17 protein-coding genes are annotated in these 22,962 nt (G+C 52.9%); 8 read left to right on the forward strand and 9 right to left on the reverse strand.

Going from position 1 to position 22,962, the window contains the following annotated elements; translation table 11 throughout:
- Positions 1-57: 57 nt before the first annotated feature.
- A complete protein-coding gene (locus tag BUE18_RS27340; protein WP_083611027.1) occupies positions 58-1,731 on the forward strand; it encodes a LuxR C-terminal-related transcriptional regulator in 1,674 nt (557 codons plus the stop codon).
- Between the two features lie 76 nt (positions 1,732-1,807).
- On the opposite strand, the gene BUE18_RS14300 is transcribed toward BUE18_RS27340, so the two are convergent.
- The 7 genes from BUE18_RS14300 to BUE18_RS14330 all read right to left on the reverse strand — a co-directional run bounded on the left by BUE18_RS14300 (position 1,808) and on the right by BUE18_RS14330 (position 13,606).
- Positions 1,808-4,165, reverse strand: a complete 2,358-nt coding sequence (locus BUE18_RS14300) for a methyl-accepting chemotaxis protein (RefSeq protein ID WP_073476793.1) — start codon at positions 4,163-4,165, stop codon at positions 1,808-1,810.
- 105 nt (positions 4,166-4,270) lie between these two features.
- On the reverse strand, positions 4,271-5,746 hold the full coding sequence (locus BUE18_RS14305; protein WP_073476794.1) for a cache domain-containing protein: 1,476 nt from the start codon (positions 5,744-5,746) through the stop codon (positions 4,271-4,273).
- Between the two features lie 347 nt (positions 5,747-6,093).
- A complete protein-coding gene (locus BUE18_RS14310) occupies positions 6,094-9,999 on the reverse strand; it encodes a hybrid sensor histidine kinase/response regulator (protein WP_083611028.1) in 3,906 nt (1,301 codons plus the stop codon).
- A 290-nt stretch (positions 10,000-10,289) separates the two neighbouring features.
- Positions 10,290-11,000, reverse strand: coding sequence for a phosphate ABC transporter ATP-binding protein (locus BUE18_RS14315; protein WP_073476796.1), 711 nt, complete (start codon positions 10,998-11,000; stop codon positions 10,290-10,292).
- A gap of 26 nt (positions 11,001-11,026) precedes the next feature.
- Positions 11,027-11,917 carry a PstA family ABC transporter permease gene (locus BUE18_RS14320; protein WP_073476797.1) on the reverse strand — a complete coding sequence of 297 codons (891 nt, stop codon included), beginning with the start codon at positions 11,915-11,917 and terminating at the stop codon, positions 11,027-11,029.
- A complete protein-coding gene (gene pstC, locus BUE18_RS14325) occupies positions 11,910-12,776 on the reverse strand; it encodes a phosphate ABC transporter permease subunit PstC (protein WP_073476798.1) in 867 nt (288 codons plus the stop codon). Before pstC ends, BUE18_RS14320 begins: the two co-directional genes overlap by 8 nt.
- Positions 12,773-13,606, reverse strand: a complete 834-nt coding sequence (locus tag BUE18_RS14330; RefSeq protein ID WP_073476799.1) for a phosphate ABC transporter substrate-binding protein — start codon at positions 13,604-13,606, stop codon at positions 12,773-12,775. Before BUE18_RS14330 ends, pstC begins: the two co-directional genes overlap by 4 nt.
- Before the next feature lie 200 nt (positions 13,607-13,806).
- On the opposite strand from BUE18_RS14330, the gene tgt reads away from it, so the two are divergent.
- Both tgt and BUE18_RS14340 read left to right on the forward strand, forming a co-directional pair.
- Positions 13,807-14,982, forward strand: a complete 1,176-nt coding sequence (gene tgt / locus BUE18_RS14335; RefSeq protein WP_073476800.1) for a tRNA guanosine(34) transglycosylase Tgt — start codon at positions 13,807-13,809, stop codon at positions 14,980-14,982.
- Positions 14,983-15,091: 109 nt separating this feature from the next.
- The gene (locus BUE18_RS14340) at positions 15,092-15,316 is read left to right on the forward strand and encodes a NifU family protein (protein WP_012609715.1); all 225 of its coding nucleotides are present in this window, start codon (positions 15,092-15,094) and stop codon (positions 15,314-15,316) included.
- A gap of 92 nt (positions 15,317-15,408) precedes the next feature.
- Here the strand turns inward: BUE18_RS14340 and BUE18_RS14345 are convergent, their stop codons facing one another.
- On the reverse strand, positions 15,409-16,416 hold the full coding sequence (locus tag BUE18_RS14345; protein WP_073476801.1) for a beta-ketoacyl-ACP synthase III: 1,008 nt from the start codon (positions 16,414-16,416) through the stop codon (positions 15,409-15,411).
- A gap of 312 nt (positions 16,417-16,728) precedes the next feature.
- Between BUE18_RS14345 and BUE18_RS14350 the strand changes: the two genes are divergently transcribed.
- From BUE18_RS14350 to BUE18_RS14370, 5 genes are all read left to right on the forward strand, one after another.
- The gene (locus tag BUE18_RS14350; protein WP_073476802.1) at positions 16,729-17,910 is read left to right on the forward strand and encodes a pyridoxal phosphate-dependent aminotransferase; all 1,182 of its coding nucleotides are present in this window, start codon (positions 16,729-16,731) and stop codon (positions 17,908-17,910) included.
- A 261-nt stretch (positions 17,911-18,171) separates the two neighbouring features.
- Positions 18,172-19,062, forward strand: coding sequence for a methyltransferase family protein (locus BUE18_RS14355; RefSeq protein WP_073476803.1), 891 nt, complete (start codon positions 18,172-18,174; stop codon positions 19,060-19,062).
- A 68-nt stretch (positions 19,063-19,130) separates the two neighbouring features.
- Positions 19,131-19,550: a PepSY domain-containing protein gene (locus BUE18_RS14360; RefSeq protein WP_073476804.1), complete on the forward strand. Its 420-nt coding sequence runs from the start codon at positions 19,131-19,133 to the stop codon at positions 19,548-19,550.
- Between the two features lie 182 nt (positions 19,551-19,732).
- Positions 19,733-20,413 (forward strand): response regulator transcription factor, encoded by a 681-nt coding sequence (locus BUE18_RS14365; RefSeq protein WP_073476805.1) that lies wholly within the window; start codon positions 19,733-19,735, stop codon positions 20,411-20,413.
- Positions 20,410-21,801 (forward strand): sensor histidine kinase, encoded by a 1,392-nt coding sequence (locus BUE18_RS14370; protein ID WP_139264748.1) that lies wholly within the window; start codon positions 20,410-20,412, stop codon positions 21,799-21,801. Before BUE18_RS14365 ends, BUE18_RS14370 begins: the two co-directional genes overlap by 4 nt.
- A gap of 19 nt (positions 21,802-21,820) precedes the next feature.
- Here the strand turns inward: BUE18_RS14370 and BUE18_RS14375 are convergent, their stop codons facing one another.
- Positions 21,821-22,573 carry a CPBP family intramembrane glutamic endopeptidase gene (locus BUE18_RS14375; protein ID WP_073476807.1) on the reverse strand — a complete coding sequence of 251 codons (753 nt, stop codon included), beginning with the start codon at positions 22,571-22,573 and terminating at the stop codon, positions 21,821-21,823.
- Positions 22,574-22,962 lie beyond the last annotated feature (389 nt).

Consider the following 22,962-nt stretch of genomic DNA (forward strand, 5'->3'; position numbering starts at 1 on the left):
ATCATAAACCGGCCCGGGAATGGAAGTTCGTTTTAACCTAAGAAACGAGAGAAACGCATGGATGTTTTGCGCAGCGAAATCGCGGCGGAGCTTCTGGATGCGCTGGACGAGGCGTCGCAAAGCGTCTTTTACGTCATCCAGGACGGAAAATTCGTATACGGCAACAAGAACGGATGCAGGATCACGGGGCTGAATCACCAGCGGGACGTATACGGAAAGCCCGCCTTAAAGTTCGTGCACCCGGATGACAAAAAGCTCATCGCGGAAATGACCCGCAAGGTGATGAACGGCGAAAGCATCCATCCCTTTGAGTGGCGTTTGCACACGGTGGACGGAAACATCGTGTGGGTCATGGGCTTTTTGGTCAGGATCAATTTTCGCGGCCGCCCTGCAGTCCTGGGAAGTTATATTGACATCAGCCGGACAAAGGAAACGTGGTCGGAGCTTCAGGAAACCAGCCGAAAGCTGGAGGAGGCCACTCTGAACATGCAACTGGTGCGGGAAGAGGAGCGTGCTCAGATTGGCTGGGAAATCCAGGAGAACCTTGGATCAACCCTGGAGAGCCTGCGCACGGAAATCGAAGAGTTGTTTGAGGGCGGAAAATCGGACAAGGCCCCTGTCCTGCACAAGATTGACTTGGCGCAAGACGCTTTGTCCGGAATTTGGGCCCACATGAATTGGCGGGAAAAGGAGACCCCGGACTTAAACAGCGCGGTCAGGAGGCATGCCAGGGAAGTTGAAGAGCAAACCGGCAAAAAGGTGGAGCTAAGCCTTGCACGAAAGAAAATCAGCCTTGCTGCAAAGGACGCCGCCGCCATAGCCCGGTTATGCGGGGGAATGTTGAAGACGCTTGCTGACATCGGCGATTGGCAAGCCATGGAGGTCCATCTCGATTATAAAGGTCAACGCATTGAAGTGGAGTGCATCTGCCGCCCCCCCGATAAAGGCGGCCCGTCAATCCCGGGCATTGATGAAGCCCGTTTTCATCCTTTATCAAAACGGCTGAAAGAATGGGACGGCGGCCTGGCTCTTGACAAGCAGGAACGCAAGCTCGTGCTAAAGGCCTCGTTTGCCCCGCCCTTCGCCTCGGGGGAGCGGCAAACCCGCATTTTGTTGGGAAGCGGGCAGCCCATCCTGCGGGAGGGAATTGTTCGGATTTTGTCGGGAATGGAAGATGCGGCCGTCGTGGAAGAAGCCTCCACCTTCCTGGAACTCATGGAGAGACTCAAGGATTTGGATTTTGATTTGCTGCTTTTGGATACCGGCGTTCTGGGCGCCCAGGCGGTCCATAATCTCATGAGAATCAAGGAAGCCTCTCCATACACCCCCATCCTGACCCTAACTCCGGACAGCGATGACGATGATTTCAGCGTTCGGATGCTTCGCCATGGCGCAGCAGGATGCCTGTCCCATTCCAGTAGCGTCAACGAATTAATAGCAGCCGTGCACAAGGTCGCCGCCGGCAGGAAGCATGTGAGCAATCGCATCGCCGAAAAACTGGCCTTTGAGGTGGACATATACGCGCCCAAACCTTTTCTATACAAACTTTCCGACCGGGAGCGCCAGGTCATGTTTATGATCGCCGAAGGCAAGACCATGAAGGAAATCGCCTCGGAGTTGCGCCTCAGCTACAAGACCATCGCAACGTACAGAGCCAGGGTGTTTGAAAAAATGCATATGCGAACCGACGCGCAAATTGTGCGCTATGTGGTTTCCAAAGGGCTGTTATAAAAAGGGGCCTGCGCGGATTGTGCGCAAGCCCCCTGTTTTTAGTCCGGGCCTTTTAGCCCATGATCATTTTTGCTGGTTAAAAGTCCTTGAAATCATCATCGTCTTCAAAAGGGATTACCTGAGCAGGGCTGACCTCCTGGGACTGCTCCAGTTTTTTCTGCTTTGCGGCCGTCTTTGCGACCGGTTTGGCGCCTGCACGGCCGGAAGAGATAGCCAGAGGCTTTACATTGCCCTTCCTTTCGCTCCTTGCGTGTTTTTGACCGGCGCCTCCCACCAGGGCCAGCAATTCCTCCACCGAGCTTTTCATCACTTCCGCCTGAGCGTTCAACTCTTCGGATGCAGAAGCCGACTCTTCGGCGTTGGCGGCGTTCTGCTGGGTGACCTTGTCCATTTCGGAAACAGCCTTGTTGACTTGCTCAATGCCTTGAGCCTGTTCGTTGGAGGCGGCTGAAATCTCGCCCACAAGCTCTCCAACTTTTTTGGCGCTTTCGGCAACCTGGCTGAAGGCTTCGTTTGTTCTGGTGACAATCTCTCCGCCGTCTCCCACCTTTTTCACCGTGGTTTCGATAAGGTCGGCGGTGTTTTTGGCGGCTTCGGCGGCGCGCATGGCCAGGTTGCGCACTTCGTCAGCCACAACGGCGAACCCGGCGCCGGCTTCTCCCGCCCGAGCCGCTTCCACGGCTGCGTTCAGGGCCAACAAGTTGGTCTGGAAGGCGATTTCATCGATGGTTTTGATAATTTTGGAGGTTTCTTCGCTGGCCTTGGAAATTTCCCCCATGGAAACGGTCAAATCCTCCATGGACTGATTGGCCACGGCCACCACCTGATTGGCGTCCCTCATGAGCTTGTCGGCCTGATCCGCATTCTCGGCGTTCTGCTTGGTCATGGAGGACATTTCCTCCAGGGAGGAGGAAGTTTCCTCCAAGGAGGCCGCCTGCTCCGAAGCCCCTTCGGCCAGGGACTGGCTGGAGGAGGATACCTGGCCGGAGGCGGAAGCCACCTGCTCGGCGCCTTCATCCAGATCGGCGCTGATTTTCCCCAAAACCCTGGTCAGGCTGCGGGTGATAAAAATAGCCGCGCCAATGGCGGCCAACAGGCCGATGCTCAAACCGATGATCATAACCACGGAGGCGGCGCCCAGCGAAGAGGCGGCTTCAACGGCGATTTCATCCGTACTTTGCAATCCCGCGTCCGCCGTGTTTTTACACACCTCGATTAATTTATTGCCGGCTTGCTCCCTTTGCGAGCCGATATTTTGGAGCTTTTTCCAGTTATCCAGGAACGCCGCCAAAGCGGCTGCGTATTGGTTTCCCGCCGCCTCAGTATTATCAATCTGCCCTATGTTGGCCTGGTTCCTGGTTATTTTTCTCAAGGCGGCATATTTGACGTCCATTTTGGGAAAGTTTTCCAAGGCGCTTTGAATGAGCTTGGGATCTCTGGTCGCCATGGATTTGAAGGCTTTGACCCGGGTGTCGTTGCCCAGGTCAATGATATCATTGACCAGGAATATTTTCTCGTTGCGCTCCAACATTTCACTGCGAAGTTGATTCTGCTGGGACTTCAAAAAGGACTCGCAATTGGACACGTATTTTCCGGCGGCGTCGTCCATATTTCCGCGTTGCCTTTCCAAGACATTGCGGTCTGCATAGTCGCCCTTTTTGAATTCCTCCAGGAACCCGTTCATGGCGGACCCGTAAGCGGCTGCGGCGGCCTCGGTTTCGTCAATTTGCTTGATGTTAGCCTGATTGCGGGTGACGGCCCTTAAGGCGTTGGTGTGGTCTTTCAAGTCCACCAGCATCAGAATGGCCTTCTCCATCATGTCAGCGTCTCCGCTGGCCTGGGCTTTGAAGTTCGTCACCCTAACCTGAGTGCCTAAGTCCACGATCTCTGAAACAATGGCGACTTTCTTCTGTCTGTCCTCCAAATTAGTTTGAAAGGCGGTTTTCTGGTCTTCCAGAAAAGCGGCGCAGTTTGTCATAAAGGCGGCCGCGTTGGCGTCCAGTTTGGCCCTTTGATCGTCCATTTCCGCAATGGTGCTTTTGGTCTGTTTGATCAGAGCTTCATAATCGTTGGTCGCCTTGTGAGCATCGTCCACCTGCCCTTTCAAGGCTTTCAGGTGGATGGATTTATCCGCAAGCTCTGCGGCCTCGTCCAAGTGCCGCTTCACCGCCGCCAGTTCCTCGTTCGCGGCCTGCAGGTATTTGTCCTCTTCACTCATGCCATAGCCGCGCATCTGGTACATCAGGCGGTTGGCGGCGCCGCGCAATGCTGACGTCACCGCCACCTCAGGCACGTATTCATGGGCGAGCTTATTCGAGTCCGCCTCCACGCTTTTCATGTTGTAGATAGCCATGCCGCCCAACCCCATGGCGATCAGAATGACTATCGTGAATCCCAATATAATTCGCTGCCCAACGGTCATTTGCTTTCCCATAATGTCTCCTTTTTCCACGCATAGAGATTCTTGTAAAAATACAGCCTATTATTTTTCCGTTTTTGATTATTTTTCCGGTTTTGCTTATTTCCCCGGATAGTTGCCTTACCCGGTCTCTTCGGCCTGCATGATCTCCTTAACCATAATCCCCACATTTTTGGCGTCATCCAGGGTATGCACCGCGCTGCTTGTTTGGCCTCGAGACCGCCACAGGACATGCAGGCGCGAAGGGTCGTAGTCATAGATTATGGCGGCGGACTCCGCCTGGGGATTATTCAAAACAAGGATTTGCGACAACAGGTAGCCCTCTTCAATGAGTTTGTCGATGATGGCGGGCAGCGTCTCGGAACCGGGCGCAATCACCATAAATATCAAGGACCTTTTTTCACTGGGTAAAATGTCGAAACTCTCAATGCGCTTGACCATGCGTCCTACAAGATTCACGCCGCCTCCGCCGTAAATTTTGTCATGGGGGCTTACGTGCGCCATGTACCCGAACCGTCCGGGGCGGGCAGCAAGAAATCCGGTGCAGGTGGATACGCCGAAGGTATGCAGCCGCTCTCCCTTTTTGGCCCACAAAAACTCGTCCATATCAATGCGAAGGGTTTTTGAGGACTGCGGGACGTCAAGGTCACGGGCGGGGGGGGCCGGCTGATTTTGGAGTTGATCCATCAACCTGTTTGCATAGTACTTCCGGTGGTCGGCGTAGTGCTGCGTAATGATTTCGTCCTTATCCATTTTTGCGACCACAAGCCAATGGACGCCCATGAAGGAAACCACTTCAAAGGATGACAAGGCCTGGCATCCCCGGTAATCCGTAACCATGCGCCGGCCCCGGCCCTCCTTGAACTTGGCCTGGATGTTCCTGTCGTCCAGCTTTCTATTCAAAATACTGGAATCACCAGTAAAATTAGATTCCGTCAGCATAAGGCCATCTGCATTGACCAAAAAAGTCTCTCCGGTTTGCCCAAGACTTTCTATCCAGGCGAATATGGTGTTCACTTTGTTGACTGCCAGTTGAAGCACCAACCACCCCTGATGCTCATTTTTAATAAGCACCGGCTCCACAAAAAAGGCGGCGGGTTCGGCGGATGGGGCGTAATGGAAAAAATCCACAAAGCATTCTTCTTGCGGCTTTGCCTCCAGGCATTGAGACAAGCGGCTTCCGCCAGCCTCCCCGGTAATAAGGTTTGCGCCGGGAATATAATCCTTGCGCATGGAATGGATGATATCTCCGTTAAGAGTCACGAACAGGACGTCGTAAAAAGCGAAATAATTTTCGGCGAAGTAGACTGAAAGCGACCTTTCCAGTTCGTCGATCGTTTTTTCCAGTTCACGGGAGGAATGATTCTGGCTTTTGGCCTGGCTGTACTGCTGATGAATGTCAAAACAGCCCGACATAAAAGGATCCTTGGCGACCTGACGCGCCAAGCCGTGAATCCGGTCGCAAAACCGGTGCAGGGCGGCTACCTTTTCTTCCCTGGCGTAATCCAGAGCTACATAGGCCCAATCGTACACCCCCATGGCGGCGCAAGGGGCGGGTGCGGCGCCCAATATTGAAAAAATGATAGTAATTATCAATAAGCGCCTATGGTATGGGACATGCCATTTGAGGCTATCTACTTTATAATAAAGAATATTAATACGGGATGAATCCATTTTCCGCTGCATGTCTTTAAAATTAAACTCCCCTTGCGATATTGATATTTTTTAAAAAAAATTCTAATTGGATTTCCGGCATGAAATTCATTCAAATTTCGTGCCAGCAAGGAGAGGTCATGCAAAATAGCGGGGACGCCGTCAACGCGGCGAAAAGTAACAAGTGCGGATAATTAAAACGCGGCATGGTTGAATTGCAACAAAGGACGATAAAATTCGCAAAATTCAGGGCAATCATATGCGTCAGGATTGAAAGGCCGGCGGGAAGTTCACGCTTGGTCCAGCGCGGTCCGGACGACCTGGGCCAATTCCCTTTTTACAACGGGTTTCATGACGTATCCCTGGATTCCCATGGAAGCGGCCTTTTCTTCGTCAATAAAATTGCTGAATCCCGTACAAATTATGACAGGCAGTTCTGGCCTGATTTTACGCATCTCCATGGCCAGTTGGTCGCCCGTCATGTTCGGCATGGTCATGTCTGTCACCAATAGATCAAAGGCGTGGGGCTCTTTTGTAAATGATTCCAGAGCCAGCAGGCTTGAGGAGCAGGAAAAGACGTCATACCCAAGCCTTTCAAGAATTCTTTTTTCCAGTCTTTCCACGGGCGCCTCGTCGTCCACCAGCAAAATTTTCTCCGATCCCCCAGGAACGGGCGTTTCTTCCGTTTTTTCCCCGCCCTCGAAACCCCGCTCCTTAATGGGCAGGTAGACGCTGAACTTCGTCCCTCGCCCGGATTCGCTAAAGACCCTTACGGCGCCTTGGGCCGAAGTCACTATACCGTGCACCACCGAAAGCCCCAGGCCCGTGCCTTTGCCTCTTGGCTTGGTGGTGTAATAGGGGTCGAAAATCCGTTCAAGAACCTTGTCTTCAAGCCCTACGCCCGTGTCAGACACAATGAGCACGGCATATTTCCCCCCTGACAGTTCAGGAAAAGACGGGTCATTGGAAGGTATGGCGGTCTCCTTAAGTTTCACCGTGAGGGCGCCTCCCGTCATTTCCATGGCATGATAGGCATTCGTCGCCAAATTCATGACTATTTGATGAATCTGCGTGGGATCGGCCATCACGATGCCGCACTCCGCAGCAATGTCCAGTTGAAAATCGATGGTGGTCGGAATGGCGCCGCGGAGCAGCTTCATGGCTTCCTTGATAATCGGCTGAAGCCGGAGAGGCCTGATTTCCTGATTGTCCTGGCGGCTGAAGGTTAAAATCTGCTTGACCAGTTCCCTGGCTCTTAAAGCGGCGTGAAAAACCTCCTCCACATAGTTCTGCATGGAACTGTCAGGGGGGATGTCTTCTTTAAGCATTTCGGTAAACCCAAAAATGGGCGTTAATATATTATTGAAATCATGGGCGATCCCTCCTGCCAGAGTCCCGATGGCCTCCATCTTCTGGGACTGGGCCAGGCGCTCTTCCAGTTGGATTTCCTCGGTGATATCCCGTTTCACGCCAATGTAATTGGTGATTTCGCCGTTCTTATCCATTACCGGAGAAATGGAGGCCTTTTCGGTGAAAAAGCCGCCGTCCTTGGTTTTATTAACCATGCGGCCTTCCCAGGTGCGGCCGCTGCTTATGGTTTGCCACATCTGAGCGTAAAAGGCCTCATCCTGCTCTCCGCTTTTTAGTATATTGGGGTTGCGGCCGATCACTTCCTCCCTGGAGTACCCGGATACCCTTTCAAATGAGGGATTGACGTATTGGATGTTTCCATCCGCATCGGTAATGACGATGGTTTCTCCGCTTTGCTCCACGGCCTGAATCAAACGCTCCCGGTCAGCCTCGGTTTTCCTGCTTTCCGAAACATCCGCAAAAATGCAGGCAAACTGCCCGGGGGCGGGTCTGTATGCGGTCACGTAAAAATGCCGGTCCAATGCCATGGAGTAATTTTCAAACGAAATGGGCTCGCCCGTTAAAGCCACTTTTCCATAGGCTTCAATCCAGCTTTTTTCTGTGAGCGGCAAGACCTCCAGCACCCGCTTGCCCAGGATGTCTTCCCCTTTTAATCCGGTCATTCTTTCAAAGGCGGGGTTAATCGCCAGAAAACGATAATCCACGGGCTTTCCATCGTCATCGCAAATAATCTCATGGAGCGCAAACCCGTCCATCATCTCTTCAAACAAGGACTTGAAGTCCCTTTCCACCTTCCTATGTTCGGTGATGTCCCGGCAAATCCCCAAAACCGAGGTCAGTTGTTTTTTGGCGTCCCGCACGGGGACGAAACGCACATTATACATTTTGGCGGGATGCTTCCCTGTAACAACAAGTTCGGACTCGCAGCCGGCGTTTGTAGTGAAAACCCGGTTCAAACCCTTATCGAGAAATGCCGCCTGATACTCGGGATAGCCAAGCTCCCTATGGGTTTTTCCAATTCCCTGCCCGGGAGCCAGGCCCATGACCTCTGCGGCTTTATCGGAAATAAAAAGGTACCGCCCCTTCCTGTCCATGCGGAACAGTAAATCCGGCAGGCCTTCCAACAGCGCTCTTTGCCTGGCCTGGTTTTCTTCCATGGTTTCCTGCATGCGGATTCTTGCAGCGACCCTGCCGAGCCTTTCGGCCAGTGCGTGCAGAAGGTCCGCCTCTTCTCTCAAAAACGCCTCGCCGTCATGGAGCGGAGGCGCTTTCAAATATCCGGCTTCGATGACGCCGAGCCTTTCGCCTTCCACTTCAATGGGAGTGGAAACCTTGAGCGCCGTGTCCTTGTAGTTTTCCGTGGCGTAGGTTTGCCCCTCAAAGGAAATGCCGGCCCAGGCCATGGATGAATGCCGGAGTCCATGGGGGATAAGCTCCACGCACCCGCGGATAATTTCCTCCAGGGTAATCCCAGGCGTTTCCACCAGGCGTCCCAGCCCATACAGGCACTGGAGTTCGCTGACCCTTTTGCGCAGGAATTCTTCCGCGCGCCTCATCTCCGTAATGTCCGACATTACCGCCTGCACCTGGTCGGGATGTTCTCCCCCATGGGAGAATCGCGGAACAATGCTGAGTTGAATCCAGCGGTATTCCTTCAATTTGGGGTTATAGACTCCTCGCACGCAGTCTCGAACAGGCTCGCCGGTTTCAAAAGCCCTTTTGGCGGGCGATTGGTCCGGAGGCATGGCTTCCCCGGTCTCCAGAATGACGTTCCAATCGTCTTTATACAGGTTTTGCCCGACCAGCTCCTCCCGGGACAATCCCAATATTTCGCAGGCGGAGGGGTTCGCCTCAGTCAAATTCCCAGAAGCGTCAATCACCAACACCCCCTGCGACATGGTGTCAAACAGATGCCTGTAGCTTGTCTGGCTGACTTTCAGGGAATTGAACAGGGTCTCGAAGGGCCTCCGCAAACCGGAATAAATCAGGCTGCGATAGATCAGATAAAAGGAAATGATTTTAAAAAGGTGCCCGATGACGTTGGATATGCCGTAAACGCTGATATAAAAAGTGAATGACAGCTCCGAGGCGATGGTGGCGGCCATGGAGAGCGACATCATTCTGTATATGTAGGGATTTAGGAAACGGCGATTTTTTCGCAATACCGCCAACGAGGCCAGCAAGGTTGCGCAAATGACGTACTCGCTGATCACCTTGAAAGGCGTAAGCCCCCTTCCCTCCACAAAACAGTCAGGAAATATTTTCCACCAGAATATGCTTACCAATGCAAAAAGGGTTACAGCCCCGTATGCGGCCATAATCGGCTCTGCTTTAACCTTTTTGCCTGCCATGATTGAGAAGAGAAAAAGAGCGGAGCTTTCCAGGCAGCGGGCGAGAATCCAAAGCTGAGTAGGCAGATTGGGGCCCCATTCATTGGAAAACACCCCCATGCCTTTATAAGACAGCGTGTGCAGCAAATCCACACAGCCCACAAAGAAATAGGCCGCGCCCACCAGCAAGAGGGCGTTTTCCTCCATCATGCTTCGGGAGTTCCACACCAAGACGAAAAGCCCCCACGCAACGACAATGGAAACGAATTCGACCAGAACGTGAAATAACAGAAAATTTTGTTGGCTTAACCAATACAGAGAGATCAGGAGCAATAGCAGAACTACAGCTAAATAGCGCCGTCCCCGCTTCCTGCCGGGCGCCTGCATAGTCCAATAATTGGACAAAACATTGGGGGAAAAATCGCCGGTCGTTTTTCTAAAAAACTCGGGCCCCGAGGCAATTTTTTGACGATTTTTGTCTGGCTCACCACCCATTAAAACATCCCTGACTTATCCGGAAATTACTATCCATCTAATATTAAATGATATTCTCCACGCGTCTAGTCCAAGCGGCGGTTCTGCAATTTTTCACGGTAAAAACGTCTTTACAGGGTGCAAAATCAATGCCGGAAGATCAACCTTTTGGTAAAGCATCCGTTCCCAATCGCTTTCGAACAATCACAGCCTGGGCGAATTTCCTTTTACAAAAGCCAGGGGGAGGCGGAGGGGGGCATTTGCTGAGGACCGGCGCAAAAAAGAGCGGCGCAAAAAAAATAAACAACAAATCAGCGGCTTATATTAGATAAAAGCAATTTTCCGTCCGCCAGCTCCAGGCGGGAGTCCGCAATCCTGGAAACCTGGTCCAAATAATGGGAAACCATAAGCACCGTGCAGCTTTCTTTCAGGGATACCAGCAAATCCTCAATCATGCCTGCGGCTTGATAGTCCAGGGAAGACGTGGGCTCATCAAAAAGCAGCACCATGGGCTCCAATATCAGAGCTCGGGCGATGCACAGCCTTTGCTGCTGTCCTCCTGACAGTTCCAGAGCGCTGGAATGAAGGCGATCCTTGACCTCATCCCACAGAAAAGCCCGTTCCAGGGCTTCTTGGACCTTAGCCTGCACTTGATCTTTTTCCTTCACTCCGGCCAGTTTTAAGGGAAAGGCCATGTTCCTAAAAATGCTCATGGGGAGGGGGTTTGGAATCTGAAAAACCATACCCACCATCCTGCGCAAAGCGGCAATATCCATGGAAGACGCGTAGACGTCCCGCCATTTTTCGGCAATTTTCAACTCAACGCATCCCTGCAACGCCGCACCGGGAACGTCCTCCCAAAGCCGGTTCAGGGTGGTCAGAAAGGTGGATTTTCCCTTGCCTGAAGGCCCCGTGATAGCCGTCAGGGTGTTTTTCTCAAAGCTGTGGGTGACGCCCTTTAACACCTTGAGGCCGTTATAGGAAAAGTGTAAATCCGTGATTTTGATTATCGAATTATCCATATTTTTTTACAATAAAAGGCCGCCGCCTAAATCCTGTAAAAAACCTGATGCGAAAGCCCTTTTCTCACTCCCAATGCGATCAGAAACAAAGCCAGGCACACGCACAACAGAATGATGGAAGCCCCGTAGCCGGTCATAAGCTCGGCTTGGTCCGTGTATTGGGAGGATATATAATAGATGTAAAACGGAAGCGCCTCGTACTGCCCGAAAAGGGAGCCGGGAACGCCCGCCGTGGCCACAACCCCCGTCAGCATGATTACGGCCGTGTCTTCCGCGCAACGCCCGATGGCCAGCACGATGCCGGATAGTATGCCGGACATGGACCGGGGCAGGAGGACATAGACGATATTCTGCATTTTGGAAGCGCCCAACGCAAGGGCGGTGATACGCAACCCCGGGGAAATCCCTTGCATGGAGGTTTGGGTGGTCCGCACCAGATAGGGCAGCACCAGGATGGCCAGGGACGCGGCGGAAACAGCCAGGCAAGGCCTGAAACCGTCAAAGATCCTGTGCAATATAATCGCCCCGGAAAACCCGAACAAACCGACCACAATGGAAGGCACGCCGGCCAGGATGTCAAAACACAGCCCCAAAATGCGCCGCAGACCGGCCGAGGCGTATTCGCTCATGTAAACTCCCGCGCAAACCCCGATAGGCACGGCCAGGCTTACCGACAAAACCACCAGCAACAGAGTACCTGCTATAGCGGGAAAAAGGCCGCCGAACACCCGCCTTTTCAAGAGAATGGCGTCCAGGGGCGGCGCATTGCCGAAAATCAAATCCAGCCCCAGGGTTTGCCAGCCGTTTTTCAGCAAAGAGCCTATTAAAAGGAACAAGGCGCAAATCAATATGATCGCGCTGCTCCAGGCGAAGACCACAACCGCCCTGTCCGTCCACTTCAAGGCTTTCTCAGACATGGGCTTTGTCCTTTCCAACGGCTCCGAATCGCCGGATGGCGATGACAGCGGCTGCGTTCAACAAATACAGCGTAACGCCGCAGGCGAAAATAGACTTGAACTCCATGCTGTGATAATCCGCCGCCGAAACCAGGGCGATGTGGGACGTCAGGGTGCGCGCCGGATCCAACAGGGAAGACGGAACGTTTACGGCGTTTCCCGCAATCATCAATGCAATGAGAGTGTCTCCCATGGCGCGGCCTAAAGCCATGATCAGGCCGGTCATCAAGCCTCGCCAGGCGTTGGGAAGCACGACGAACAGCAGGGTCTGCACCCGGGTGGCGCCCAATGCCCTGGCCGCCTGGATGTATTTCTTGTCCACGGCCGCGAACCCGTCCGAAAAAAACAATATCATGGTGGGGCTGATGAGCAGGCCCAACATCAACGAGGCGGACAACACGCACATGCCCGAGCCGTTTTCAAACATTTCACGAATCAGGGGAACCAGCAGGAATACGCCGATAAACCCGTAAATCACGGTGGGCACGCCGGTCATAAACTGCACCAGTCTCTTGAGGATCTTTCCCAAAGCAGCCGGGGCCAGAGAGTGAAGAAAAAAGGAAACCCCCAGGCTGATGGGAAAGGCTACAACCAGGCTCAGCAAAGAGATGGCCGCGGTCCCGGCAATCATGGGCAAAAAGCCGTACATCCCCTGCCCCGGCGCCCATGGCCTCCCCAACAGGAGAAAAAATTGGCCTCCCTTGAATAAAGGGAGGCCGAAAACCAGCAAAAACCCAAAAATAAGAAGGGTCGCCAGAGCGCTGGCGGCCGCGCAAATAAACAGCGCGGTTTTAAAGGTCTTGTCCCGGTTGATCATCATTTGACGGGAACAAATCCTTTTGCAGCTGCAAGGGCCTGCCCTTCATCGCTCATCAGGTAATTGATGAAAAGCTGGGTCAGCCCCGTGGGCTCGCCTTTGGTGTTGCTGTACAAGCCCCGAGCCACTCCGTATTCGCCGGATTTCACGTTTTCCAGAGTAGGCGCTTTGCCGTCAAGGGCCACGCCGGCCACGGAGGAGTCCATATGCCCCACGGAAACGTATCCGATGCTGTAGGGATCATTGGCTATGGCGGTTTTCATGGCGCCGTTGGACTGCACAAAGAGCGCCTTGCTGGAAATTTCGCCCTTGCCTAAGGCCTTTTTCCAAAAGACCTCGCGGGTGCCGCTGGACTCATCCCTGGTGTACAGGTTGATTCCCTTGTCTTCGCCGCCCAGCTCCTTCCAATTGACAATCTTTCCGGCGTAGACGTCCTTCAATTGCGCCTTGGTGAGGGACTTTACGGAATTCTTGGGGTTAACAACCACGCCCACGCCGTCGATGGCCCACTTGTACATGCCAAGGCCGTACTTGCCGGCTTCGTCGTCCGTAGGCTTGCGGCCCGAGTTGCCGATATCCACCAAACCTTCGCCCACCTGCTTGATGCCCAGGCCGGAACCGCCCCCGGCCACGCTGATGTTGATGTCCGGATTCAAAGTCATAATCCGTTTGGCCGCTTCCTTCATTACCGGAATATGAGCCGTGCCGCCGGCAATCCGGATTTCCCCTTTCCGGCCTTTAAAAGCGTCCAGGTCGCCCGCCAAGCCCCAGGAGGCGCAAGCCATCACCAATACCGCTGCGAGCAATCCATGCCACAGAATCGGCTTCTTCATTCCCTGCTCCTTTCTGTCCGTAAATATTGCTGTTATTGCCAAAATTTTAGAAACTGGTAATGTTTCTCATTTCTCATTTCATGGGGCGGCATGTCAAATTGCTATATCTAACGCTTTTCCAATACATCTATAGATTTTGTTAATATATCGGCGAATTCTCCGCTCTCGCGATTTCCCCCCTTTTCCTGGCAGGCCAAAAAATGCTATGCCCTTTTCAGATAAAATTTGAGGAGGTTGAAGAAAGATACGTGGAGCCATTTCATTTTACATTGGACGCCGTGTGCGAAAAGACGGGCGCCAGGGCCGGAACCCTGACAACGCCTCACGGAATAATCAAGACTCCGGTCTTCATGCCCGTGGGCACGCTGGGGACGGTCAAGTCCCTTGCGCCGGAGGATCTTGCGGGCCTGAACGCCCAGATTATCCTCGGCAACACCTACCATTTGTATCTGCGCCCCGGCTGCGACGTCATCGACGAGTTCGGCGGCCTGCATCAGTTCATGAACTGGGACAGGCCCCTGCTGACGGACAGCGGCGGGTTCCAGATATTTTCCTTGGCCAAGCTGCAAAAAATGACGGAGGAAGGGGCGCATTTTCAATCCCACATTGACGGATCGCGTCATTTGCTGACGCCGGAAAAGGCCATGGAAATCCAGGTATGTTTAGGCTCCGACATTGCCATGGCCCTGGACGAGTGCATCCCCTACCCCGCCTCCCATGAACAGGCTTTGGAATCCCTTGGCCTGACCACCCGCTGGGGCAAACGAAGCAAGGAAGCCTGGGAGCAGACGAAAAGGCCCGGCCACGCCCTGTTCGGAATCGTCCAGGGCGGCATGTACGGCGATTTAAGGAAGCAGTCGGCCGAGGAACTGCGGGAAATCGGCTTTGACGGCTACGCCTTGGGCGGGCTTTCCGTGGGCGAGCCCCGGGATTTGATGCTGGAAATGGCCGGGATCTCCCTGCCCTATCTGCCTCAGGACAGGCCCCGGTACATCATGGGCGTGGGCAAGCCCCAGGACCTGGTGGACATGGTCAACCTGGGCGCCGACATGTTCGACTGCGTGCTTCCCACGCGAAACGCCCGGAACGGCCAGTTGTTCACCTCCAGGGGGCCTTTGAACATATGCAACGCCCAGCACCGGACCAGTTCTCTGCCCGTGGACGAAGAATGCCAATGTTATACATGCAGGAACTACTCCCGGGCTTATTTAAGGCATTTATACATGTCGCGGGAATTGCTGTCCTACCGGCTGAACACCATCCACAACATCGCCTTTTTCATCTCCCTGATGGAAAAAGCGCGGGAAGCGGTGCTGGCCAACAGCTATGAGGCTTTTTACAAGGATTTTTTCCAAAAGATTGAAACCGGAGCCTAAAGGGATTATATTTATTCCGCGATTGCTCATTATCGTAATACAAAATGCTATTGATCCAAAATCAAACCATAACTTAGGGCGTCGGCCCGCAGGTTAAAGGAGACATATTATGAAAGAACAAGTTAAAGCAGCGATTGATGAAATCCGCCCCACCCTGCAAAGGGACGGAGGAGACGTGGAACTTGTGGAAGTTGGGGACGACGGGGTCGTGAAGGTGCGTCTGGTAGGCGCTTGCAAGGGCTGCCCCATGAGCCAGCAGACCCTGAAAAACGGGATTGAAAAGTACATGAAAAAGAACATCCCCGGCGTTAAATCCGTGGAAGGCGTGGACTAACTGGTCTTGAAAAGCTGCAGGATTTTCTGAATAGACGATTACGGGCAGGGCCTTCCTGCCCTTAAATCGCCCTTACCGCAATACTGTTTTACTTAAATTCCCCAGGAAATAACGGAAGCCCCCCAGGTGGGGCCGGCCCCGAAGGTGACCAGAAGAACGTGGTCTCCTTTTTGGATGACGCCTTTGCGGTGGGCTTCGTCCAGGGCGATGGGAATGGAGCCGGAGGACGTGTTTCCGAACCGGTCGATATTGGTGTACACCCGGTCCATGTCCACGTTCACCCTTTCGGCCAGAGCCGTGATGATGCGCATGTTGGCCTGATGGGGGATGAGCAGAGCGATGTCCTCGCCGGTCAGGTTGTTGGCTTTCAAGGCCTCATGAGACAGGGAGGCCATGCTGGAAACCGCCTTTTTAAACACCCGATTGCCTTCCATGACCACATGAAAAGGCTTAGGCTGTAAAGGCTCCAGGCTAGGATGCACATAGGGGGCGCCGTACTCGCCGTAAAGCATGTCCCAGCATGCGCCGTCTGAGCGGATGTGGGTGGAGAGTATCTTCTCCGGCCCCTCCCCGGCCGCGACCACCACGGCGCCTGCGCCGTCGCCGAACAGCACGCAGTTGGCCCGGTCCTTCCAGTCCAGCATGACGGAAATCCGATCCACGCCGATTACCAGCACGGTGTTGCACTGGCCTGCTTTAATGAGGTTCTGGGCCATGGACAGGGAGTAGATGAATCCTGAGCATCCGGCGGAAATGTCGAAGGCTGCGGCTTTTTTGGCTTTGATTTTATCCTGAACCAGGCAGGCGCAGGCGGGGAAGGGTTTGTCTCCGGTGACGGTTCCCAGGATGATCATATCCAGGTCGGCCGGGGTTTTTCCCGCCATTTCCAAGGCGGCCAGGGAGGCGGAGGCGGCCAGGTCCGAGGTTTCCTCGTTTTGGTCGGCTCTGGCGATAAAGCGCTGGCGAATTCCGGTCCTTCGGGTGATCCACTCGTCGGAAGTATCCACGATGTTTTGTAAATCCAGGTTGCTGACAGCCCGTTCAGGCCATGCAGAACCCGTCCCGATTATGACAGGCGCCCTCCCTGTTTTTGCGTCCATGTATGTATATGCTCCGGCCCGGAAAGTTGCCGGCCGCCTCAAGCGGGAAAGTAAAACCATTCCTTTTCTTGACGCGCCCGAAAAAAAGTGTAAGGACAGCCATAGCATATTGACTGAAAGGTGTCACTGAATTTGTCCCGGGTTTTTCCGCCCGGGCTTCAGACGGAAAATAATTGAATTTCATTAAAGGAGAGCGTGCATTCCATCGGAATGATAAGCATCGATCGCCAATATTTTCAGGCTGATTTCAAGACGCTTGCATAAACGCTCCCAACCATAATTTGTCAACCCCAATTACCCGTGGAGGCTGTCATGTCCATATCCAAATTGATCCAGGAAAGCGTTGAAAAATCCTCATGGATTCGCAAAATGTTCGAAGAAGGCCCCAAGCTGAAAGCCCAATACGGAGCGGAAAACGTCTATGATTTTTCCCTGGGCAACCCCAACCTCCAGCCTCCCGGGGAATTTCACAAGGCCCTGGCCAAAGTCGCAGCCGATTCCGTGGAGTTCGGTCACGGATACACCCCCAATTCGGGCTATCCTTTCGTCCGCAAGGCCGTGGCTGACTATATCAATGAAGAACAGGGCATCAACGCCACGGAAAACGAGGTGATCATGACCTGCGGCGCCGCGGGCGCCCTGAACATCACCCTCAAGGCCCTCCTGGATCCGGGCGACGAAGTGCTTTGCCCCGCCCCCTACTTCGTGGAATACGGCTTTTACGCCCAGAACCACGGCGGCGTGCTGAAAACCGCGCCGGTCAAGGACGATTTCACCCTGGATATTGACGCCATGGCCGACGCCGTCACGGAGAAGACCAAGGCTGTGCTGGTCAACTCCCCCAACAACCCCACGGGCCAGGTGTATTCCGCGGAAAGCCTCAACGCCCTGGGCAAACTCCTGGAAGACAAAAGCAAGCAGTACGGCAAAGTCATCTACCTGCTTTCCGACGAGCCTTACCGGAAAATCGCCTTTGACGGCATCGAGGTTCCCAGCATTTTCAAATGCTACAAGGAAACCATTGTGGCCACTTCCTACTCCAAGGATCTTTCCATCCCCGGAGAGAGGATCGGATGGGCCTGCGTCAACCCGGAGGCGACGTACAAGGATCAATTGATCGGCGCCATGACCATGACCAACCGCATTCTGGGATTCGTCAACGCACCCGGAATCATGCAAAGGGCCGTGGCCGAATCCATCGGCGCCACCGTGGATGTATCCCAATACGCGGAAAAAAGGGAGCTTATCTGCAACGGCCTGGAAGAAGCGGGATACACCTTCACCAAACCGGCGGGCGCATTTTACCTGTTCCCCAAAACCCCTACGGAAGACGACGTGGCCTTTGTCCGCGCCCTGCAAAAGGAAAGAATCCTGGTCGTCCCCGGACGCGGCTTCGGGACCCCCGGATACTTCCGCATCGCCTTCTGCATGGACAACAACACCATCAAAAACTCCCTGCCCGGCTTCGCCAAGGCGCTTAAGGAGTTTAAATAAAAGGGTTTTGTGACCTTATGGGTCAATAAATGATTACATTACTTCATCTTAAAGGGGAGCGTTCAGCTCCCCTTTTTTTGTCCCGCTGCATTCCGCCTTCCCGGCTCTTCATGTTTCCTTCATTTAGCAGGTTTATACTTCTTTCCGTATAACAGGCCCGGCCAATTCCATGCTCCCGGTTCGGGACAAAAGCTAACGGAAGGCATCCAAGCCCTGTTTATGCCGGCTGTACTTGACGCCCAAAACATAATGGAGACAAAAATGGCTTTAAGAGAGGAAATGGCGCGAGAAGGAAAATGGCTTTTTCACAGAAGGGGGCATTTGCCCCTATTGCTTCTCATCATCGTATTCATGGGCCTTGCCCATTACAGACCAGCCGTTAGCCACGCCTGGGATCAGGCGTGGGAAATTTTGTGCCTCATTGTCGCCTTTCTTGGGCTGGCCGTTCGGACAGGCACCATCGGATACATTCCCACAGGCACCTCGGGAAGAAGCACATCCAACATTTCCGCCTCGGCTCTCAATACCAAAGGCATGTATTCCATTGTTCGTAATCCGCTTTATCTGGGCAACGCCCTGACTTGGCTGGGGGTTTCCATGCTCCTTCGCCAATGGTGGGTAACGCTCTTGTTTTTAACAATATTTCGGGTTTACTATGAACGAATTATTTTTGCGGAAGAAGAATTCCTGAGAAAGAAATTCGGCGGCGAATTCCTTGAATGGGCTGAAAGGACCCCCGTTTTTATCCCGTGCTTTAAAAACTGGACGCCGCCCACCCAAACGTTTTCTCTCAGGCGCGTGCTCAGGAGGGATTACTCAGCCTTTTTCGCCGTTATCTCCGCCTTTACGACCATGGAGCTGCTTTGCGACTGGAAAACCATGGGCAGGCCTGAAATCGATCCTATGTGGCTGATCATATTTTCCACGGGAGCAATAGTCTACCTGACCCTCCGAACTTTGAAAAAAAAGACCGCTGTTTTAGATGCACCCATAGACCTCACGCCGAAAGCATACCGGCGGGAAAATGTGGATAGTGATCCGATAACAGACCACGCGCCGTTATCTTCCACACAAAAAAAACAGCCGGAGAGCCGGCAGCGCAAAATATCGAGGCATGATGCTCACCATCTGAAATCGAATACTTTACAATGAAACCGCCGAAATCATTTTTCGGAGACTGTATTGCCCAAAAAAATCGGCAGACGCCAAAAGGAGGAATTATGAACATCAAGTGGACCGCTTTCATTGGAACAGTTGTCATACTGTCATGTCTAACAATGGCGGGAGTAGTCTACTCGGGAACGGGAGACCAAGCCATCATAGAAGGGACGATCCTGATAGAACGCCAGGACAAAGCGCATCTTTCAACCCTTGTGAAAGTCACGGGGCAACAGGCCATCAGCAGCGCCTTGGAGGCTGTGCCAGGAAAGGTCATTGAACTGGAGTTGGAAAATGAAGACGGGTATCTGGTCTACGGGATTGAAGTCGCATCAGCGGACGGCTCTGTCTCCAGCGTCGAAGTGGACGCAGGCTCGGGAAAGGTTTTACTCGTGGAACCTGGAAACAACGAAGGAAAACAAGAAGGCCTGTTGTTTGGCAGGGACGAAGAAGATGAAATGGATGACGAACAGGATGATTGAGCATTGCGCATGAAGCGCGGATAGTACAAAGAGTCCCGGCAAGGATTTTCTTGCCGGGATCGGGTATGCTATCCTAAGGATTCAGGGAGAGTCGGCAAACGGCATGCCGGCTTCTGTGCTTTTTCAGCAGGAAAAGCTTAAAAAGCCTTTTATATTGGACGTATTGTTAATGGGAGTGACTCATGCGGATTCTGATCGTTGACGACGAGCCGGACCTGCTGGAGCAAATCTCGCAGGTCCTGCAAGAACAAAAATATGAGTCAGATACGGCGCCGGATGGAGAAGATGCCCTGGACCGCATATTCGAAATTCCTTATGACCTGATTCTTCTGGATATAATGCTCCCCAAAATCGACGGTATGTCTGTTTTGCGTGAAATTCGCCAAGCCGGAATAAAAACGCCGGTTCTCATGCTCACAGCTAAGGGAAAAGTGGAAGATCGGATCAAGGGGCTTGACCGGGGAGCGGACGACTATCTGGCCAAGCCCTTTTCCGTTGCGGAACTGCTGGCCCGCATACGGGCGCTCCTTCGCCGGTCCACGGAAAACGCCGTGCCGAATCTGGAAGCCGGAGAAATCAGCCTCAACACAGTCACCAGGGAGGTTAAAGTCGACGAAGCAACTGTCGGCCTCACTCCCAAGGAATTTTCCATTTTGGAATTCCTGTTGTACAACAAGAACAGGGCGGTTTCCCGTTTCAGCCTTGCGGAGCACGTGTGGGGCGAAGACTTTGATCCTTTTACCATGTCCAATTACATCGACGTCCACGTCAAGAATCTGAGAAAAAAGATCGGGGATGGACATGGAGAACTCGTTAAAACCCTGCGAGGCGTCGGGTACATCATAAAGGACGTGGACTCTTGACTATACGCAATAGAATAACCTTTTGGGTGGCGGGGGCCGGGATGCTCATCAGCCTGGCGCTGACAATGGTCGTGTTTCTGGAAATGAGGGAGCAGCCCTATGAATTGTTGGACCAGGAACTTGGAACCGAAGCCAAAACCTTAGCTGTACAAATTGCTGAGCATGATGCAACAGCAGGCGCGGCGCAGAAGAATTCCGGCATAATCGAAAGCCGTTACTGGGTGCGGATTCTGGACAAAAACCTGAAACCCGTCTTCTGGTCCGGTCTTTCGGAAAAGGCGGACCTTCCTTTATATGACAAAGGGGATGACGGATACACAGTCCGGATGGATGAATTAGAAAAACCCCCTTCCAATAGCAGAAATGGCAATGGAGAAACATCTTTCCGGGTCCGGGCCGTCCCCGTGCGCATCCACGGCGGCGATTATCTGGTGCAGATCGCCCGGCCTGTCGGATTGCTGGATGAGGAAATGTCTGAACTCGTGACTGCTTTGTGCACAGGTCTGGCGGTTTCCTTTTTCCTGCTTGGCCTTGTCTCATATTATGTGGCGGGAAAAATCGTCCAGCCAATTTCAAACATCAACCGTCTGACAAAGGAGATTAATGAAAAAACCCTGGAGCGAAGAATCCCTTTAGGAAAAAGCCGGGATGAAATATTCGAGCTTTCCGAATCCCTCAACGGGATGTTCGACCGACTCAATCTTTCCTTCAGAAGACAAAAGGAGTTTTTGGCCAACGCTTCCCACGAGTTGAAAAGCCCTACTTCCATGCTTAGGCTTTTTTTCGAGGAAGCCGCCCGGCGGGAGGATTTGCCTGAGTCTTTCCGGCCTCAGTTATTGCAACAGGGAAAAAACGCCCTGCGAATGGAAAGGCTGTCCAAGACGCTATTGGAACTCTCGGCGCTGGAACTCGCTCCTTCGATTGGAAAAGAAATCATTTCCATTTCAGAGATCATCCAAGACCTTTTAGAGAATTTCTCCGTCGTTTTCAGGAAAAAGGGCATCCAGGTGCAGGTTGAGGTCCCTGAAGGCCTTTCTCTGGCGGGAGATAAAGGCATGATTAGAAGAATGCTGATCAATCTGCTGGATAACGCCGTCAAATACAATAACGAAAACGGCGAAATTCATGTTTTATGCGAAAGGAAAAACGGATTTGTTAACCTCTCCGTCTTCAACACAGGTCCGGGAATTCCAACGGACGAACTGAACAAGGTGTTTGAGCAGTTCCATCGGGTGGAAAAATCCCGGTCCATCAAGTATGGAGGGGCCGGCTTGGGGCTTTCCATCGTCCGGCAAATAATCCACCTGCATGGGGGACGAATCCGCATGGAAAGTCAGTATGGACAATGGGCCAGAGTCCGGGTTGCTCTTCCGGAAACTATCGCATAACCGACGCCACCGCTATTGATCAGTGATGCTGCAAATAACTGGTCACGGAAAGGGCCATCATGTCGTGGATGGCGTGGGCGATGGCCAGGGGCCAGATTCTTCTTCTAAACCAAAATATGGTTCCAAAGGCGGCGCCGATCAAGCCGGTTCCGAAAACCGCCCATAACCCTTGATAAATATGGGCCGATCCGAAAATCAACGAACTGACGAGAATGCAAAACCAGGCGTTATCCTTGATCATTTGCAGCTTGGTCATCAAATATCCCCGCATGACCAGTTCCTCGGAAAAACCCACTCCCAGGGCAAGCACGACCATCAGGACGTATTCCGGCCAGCCCGAAGGCCCTGTAATCAGCTTCATGATGGGAGAGCCCTCTGCGTTAGGCGGCTGAAACCCCAAAGCCATCACAAACATCATGACAACGAACAGGACGATAAATATTGAGCCCCACATGGCTATGACGGACAAGATCCCCTCCCCCACGTCGCGGGGAAACCGGAATTTGTCCAGACCGAAATCCTTCAAGGAGTAAGGGCTGCGCCACATAATATAAAGCACCGGAATCGTAGCCCATATAAGTCCGGCCAGGGTGTTCCCCGCAAACCAGATAAAAGACTGGGCCGTAAACTTTTCAGGAAATAGAAAAACAAGCAAAGACCGCTGCACGGCGGGAAACAGCACAATGCACAAGACCACAAAAATTTCCAATACGCACAGCCAGGCAGGCTCCTGCGCCTTTGGCCTGTAAACCTGCAAGTTCAATTTTTTCATGGATTGCTAAGGCCTTCCGGTAAAATAAGGACAAAATTAACGTGAGGGCTACCATGGAAACTCGGCAAGAGTCAATGAGCGCATTTTCCATCACGATTTGCGGGACGTCTCTCAAAAACTCAAGATTTGCGGGACGTCTCTCAAAAACTCAATAACTCCTTCCGCCGCCTGCAGCGCAAAAAAAGAGACGCAGGGTTCCCGCAACCCCGGCCATGCCTAAAACGGCGCCCACAGGGGGGCGCGGCTACAATGCTTCGGCAATTCCGTAATTATGGCGGCATGCACCTCTTGCTAGTTCCCACGATTCCTGTGGAAATTCATGCCGGAGTGTAATCCAACCTAAAAAATTAGATTGTAATGGAATTGATTTCAATATGCATCCCATCCCA

Origin of the sequence: Desulfatibacillum alkenivorans DSM 16219, from assembly GCF_900142135.1 — a bacterium.
Lineage (GTDB): Bacteria > Desulfobacterota > Desulfobacteria > Desulfobacterales > Desulfatibacillaceae > Desulfatibacillum > Desulfatibacillum alkenivorans.

What these genes read in the sequence shown, in the direction of transcription:
- pstC (WP_073476798.1), bottom strand. Translation starts at nt 12,776, where the DNA reads ATGATGATCAACCGGGACAAGACCTTTAAAACCGCGCTGTTTATTTGC.
- BUE18_RS14365 (WP_073476805.1), top strand. Translation starts at nt 19,733, where the DNA reads ATGCGGATTCTGATCGTTGACGACGAGCCGGACCTGCTGGAGCAAATC.
- BUE18_RS14350 (WP_073476802.1), top strand. Translation starts at nt 16,729, where the DNA reads ATGTCCATATCCAAATTGATCCAGGAAAGCGTTGAAAAATCCTCATGG.
- BUE18_RS14320 (WP_073476797.1), bottom strand. Translation starts at nt 11,917, where the DNA reads ATGTCTGAGAAAGCCTTGAAGTGGACGGACAGGGCGGTTGTGGTCTTC.
- BUE18_RS14340 (WP_012609715.1), top strand. Translation starts at nt 15,092, where the DNA reads ATGAAAGAACAAGTTAAAGCAGCGATTGATGAAATCCGCCCCACCCTG.
- BUE18_RS14375 (WP_073476807.1), bottom strand. Translation starts at nt 22,573, where the DNA reads ATGAAAAAATTGAACTTGCAGGTTTACAGGCCAAAGGCGCAGGAGCCT.
- tgt (WP_073476800.1), top strand. Translation starts at nt 13,807, where the DNA reads ATGCTATGCCCTTTTCAGATAAAATTTGAGGAGGTTGAAGAAAGATAC.
- BUE18_RS14310 (WP_083611028.1), bottom strand. Translation starts at nt 9,999, where the DNA reads ATGGGTGGTGAGCCAGACAAAAATCGTCAAAAAATTGCCTCGGGGCCC.
- BUE18_RS14300 (WP_073476793.1), bottom strand. Translation starts at nt 4,165, where the DNA reads ATGGGAAAGCAAATGACCGTTGGGCAGCGAATTATATTGGGATTCACG.
- BUE18_RS14355 (WP_073476803.1), top strand. Translation starts at nt 18,172, where the DNA reads ATGGCTTTAAGAGAGGAAATGGCGCGAGAAGGAAAATGGCTTTTTCAC.
- BUE18_RS14330 (WP_073476799.1), bottom strand. Translation starts at nt 13,606, where the DNA reads ATGAAGAAGCCGATTCTGTGGCATGGATTGCTCGCAGCGGTATTGGTG.
- BUE18_RS27340 (WP_083611027.1), top strand. Translation starts at nt 58, where the DNA reads ATGGATGTTTTGCGCAGCGAAATCGCGGCGGAGCTTCTGGATGCGCTG.
- BUE18_RS14315 (WP_073476796.1), bottom strand. Translation starts at nt 11,000, where the DNA reads ATGGATAATTCGATAATCAAAATCACGGATTTACACTTTTCCTATAAC.
- BUE18_RS14360 (WP_073476804.1), top strand. Translation starts at nt 19,131, where the DNA reads ATGAACATCAAGTGGACCGCTTTCATTGGAACAGTTGTCATACTGTCA.
- BUE18_RS14345 (WP_073476801.1), bottom strand. Translation starts at nt 16,416, where the DNA reads ATGGACGCAAAAACAGGGAGGGCGCCTGTCATAATCGGGACGGGTTCT.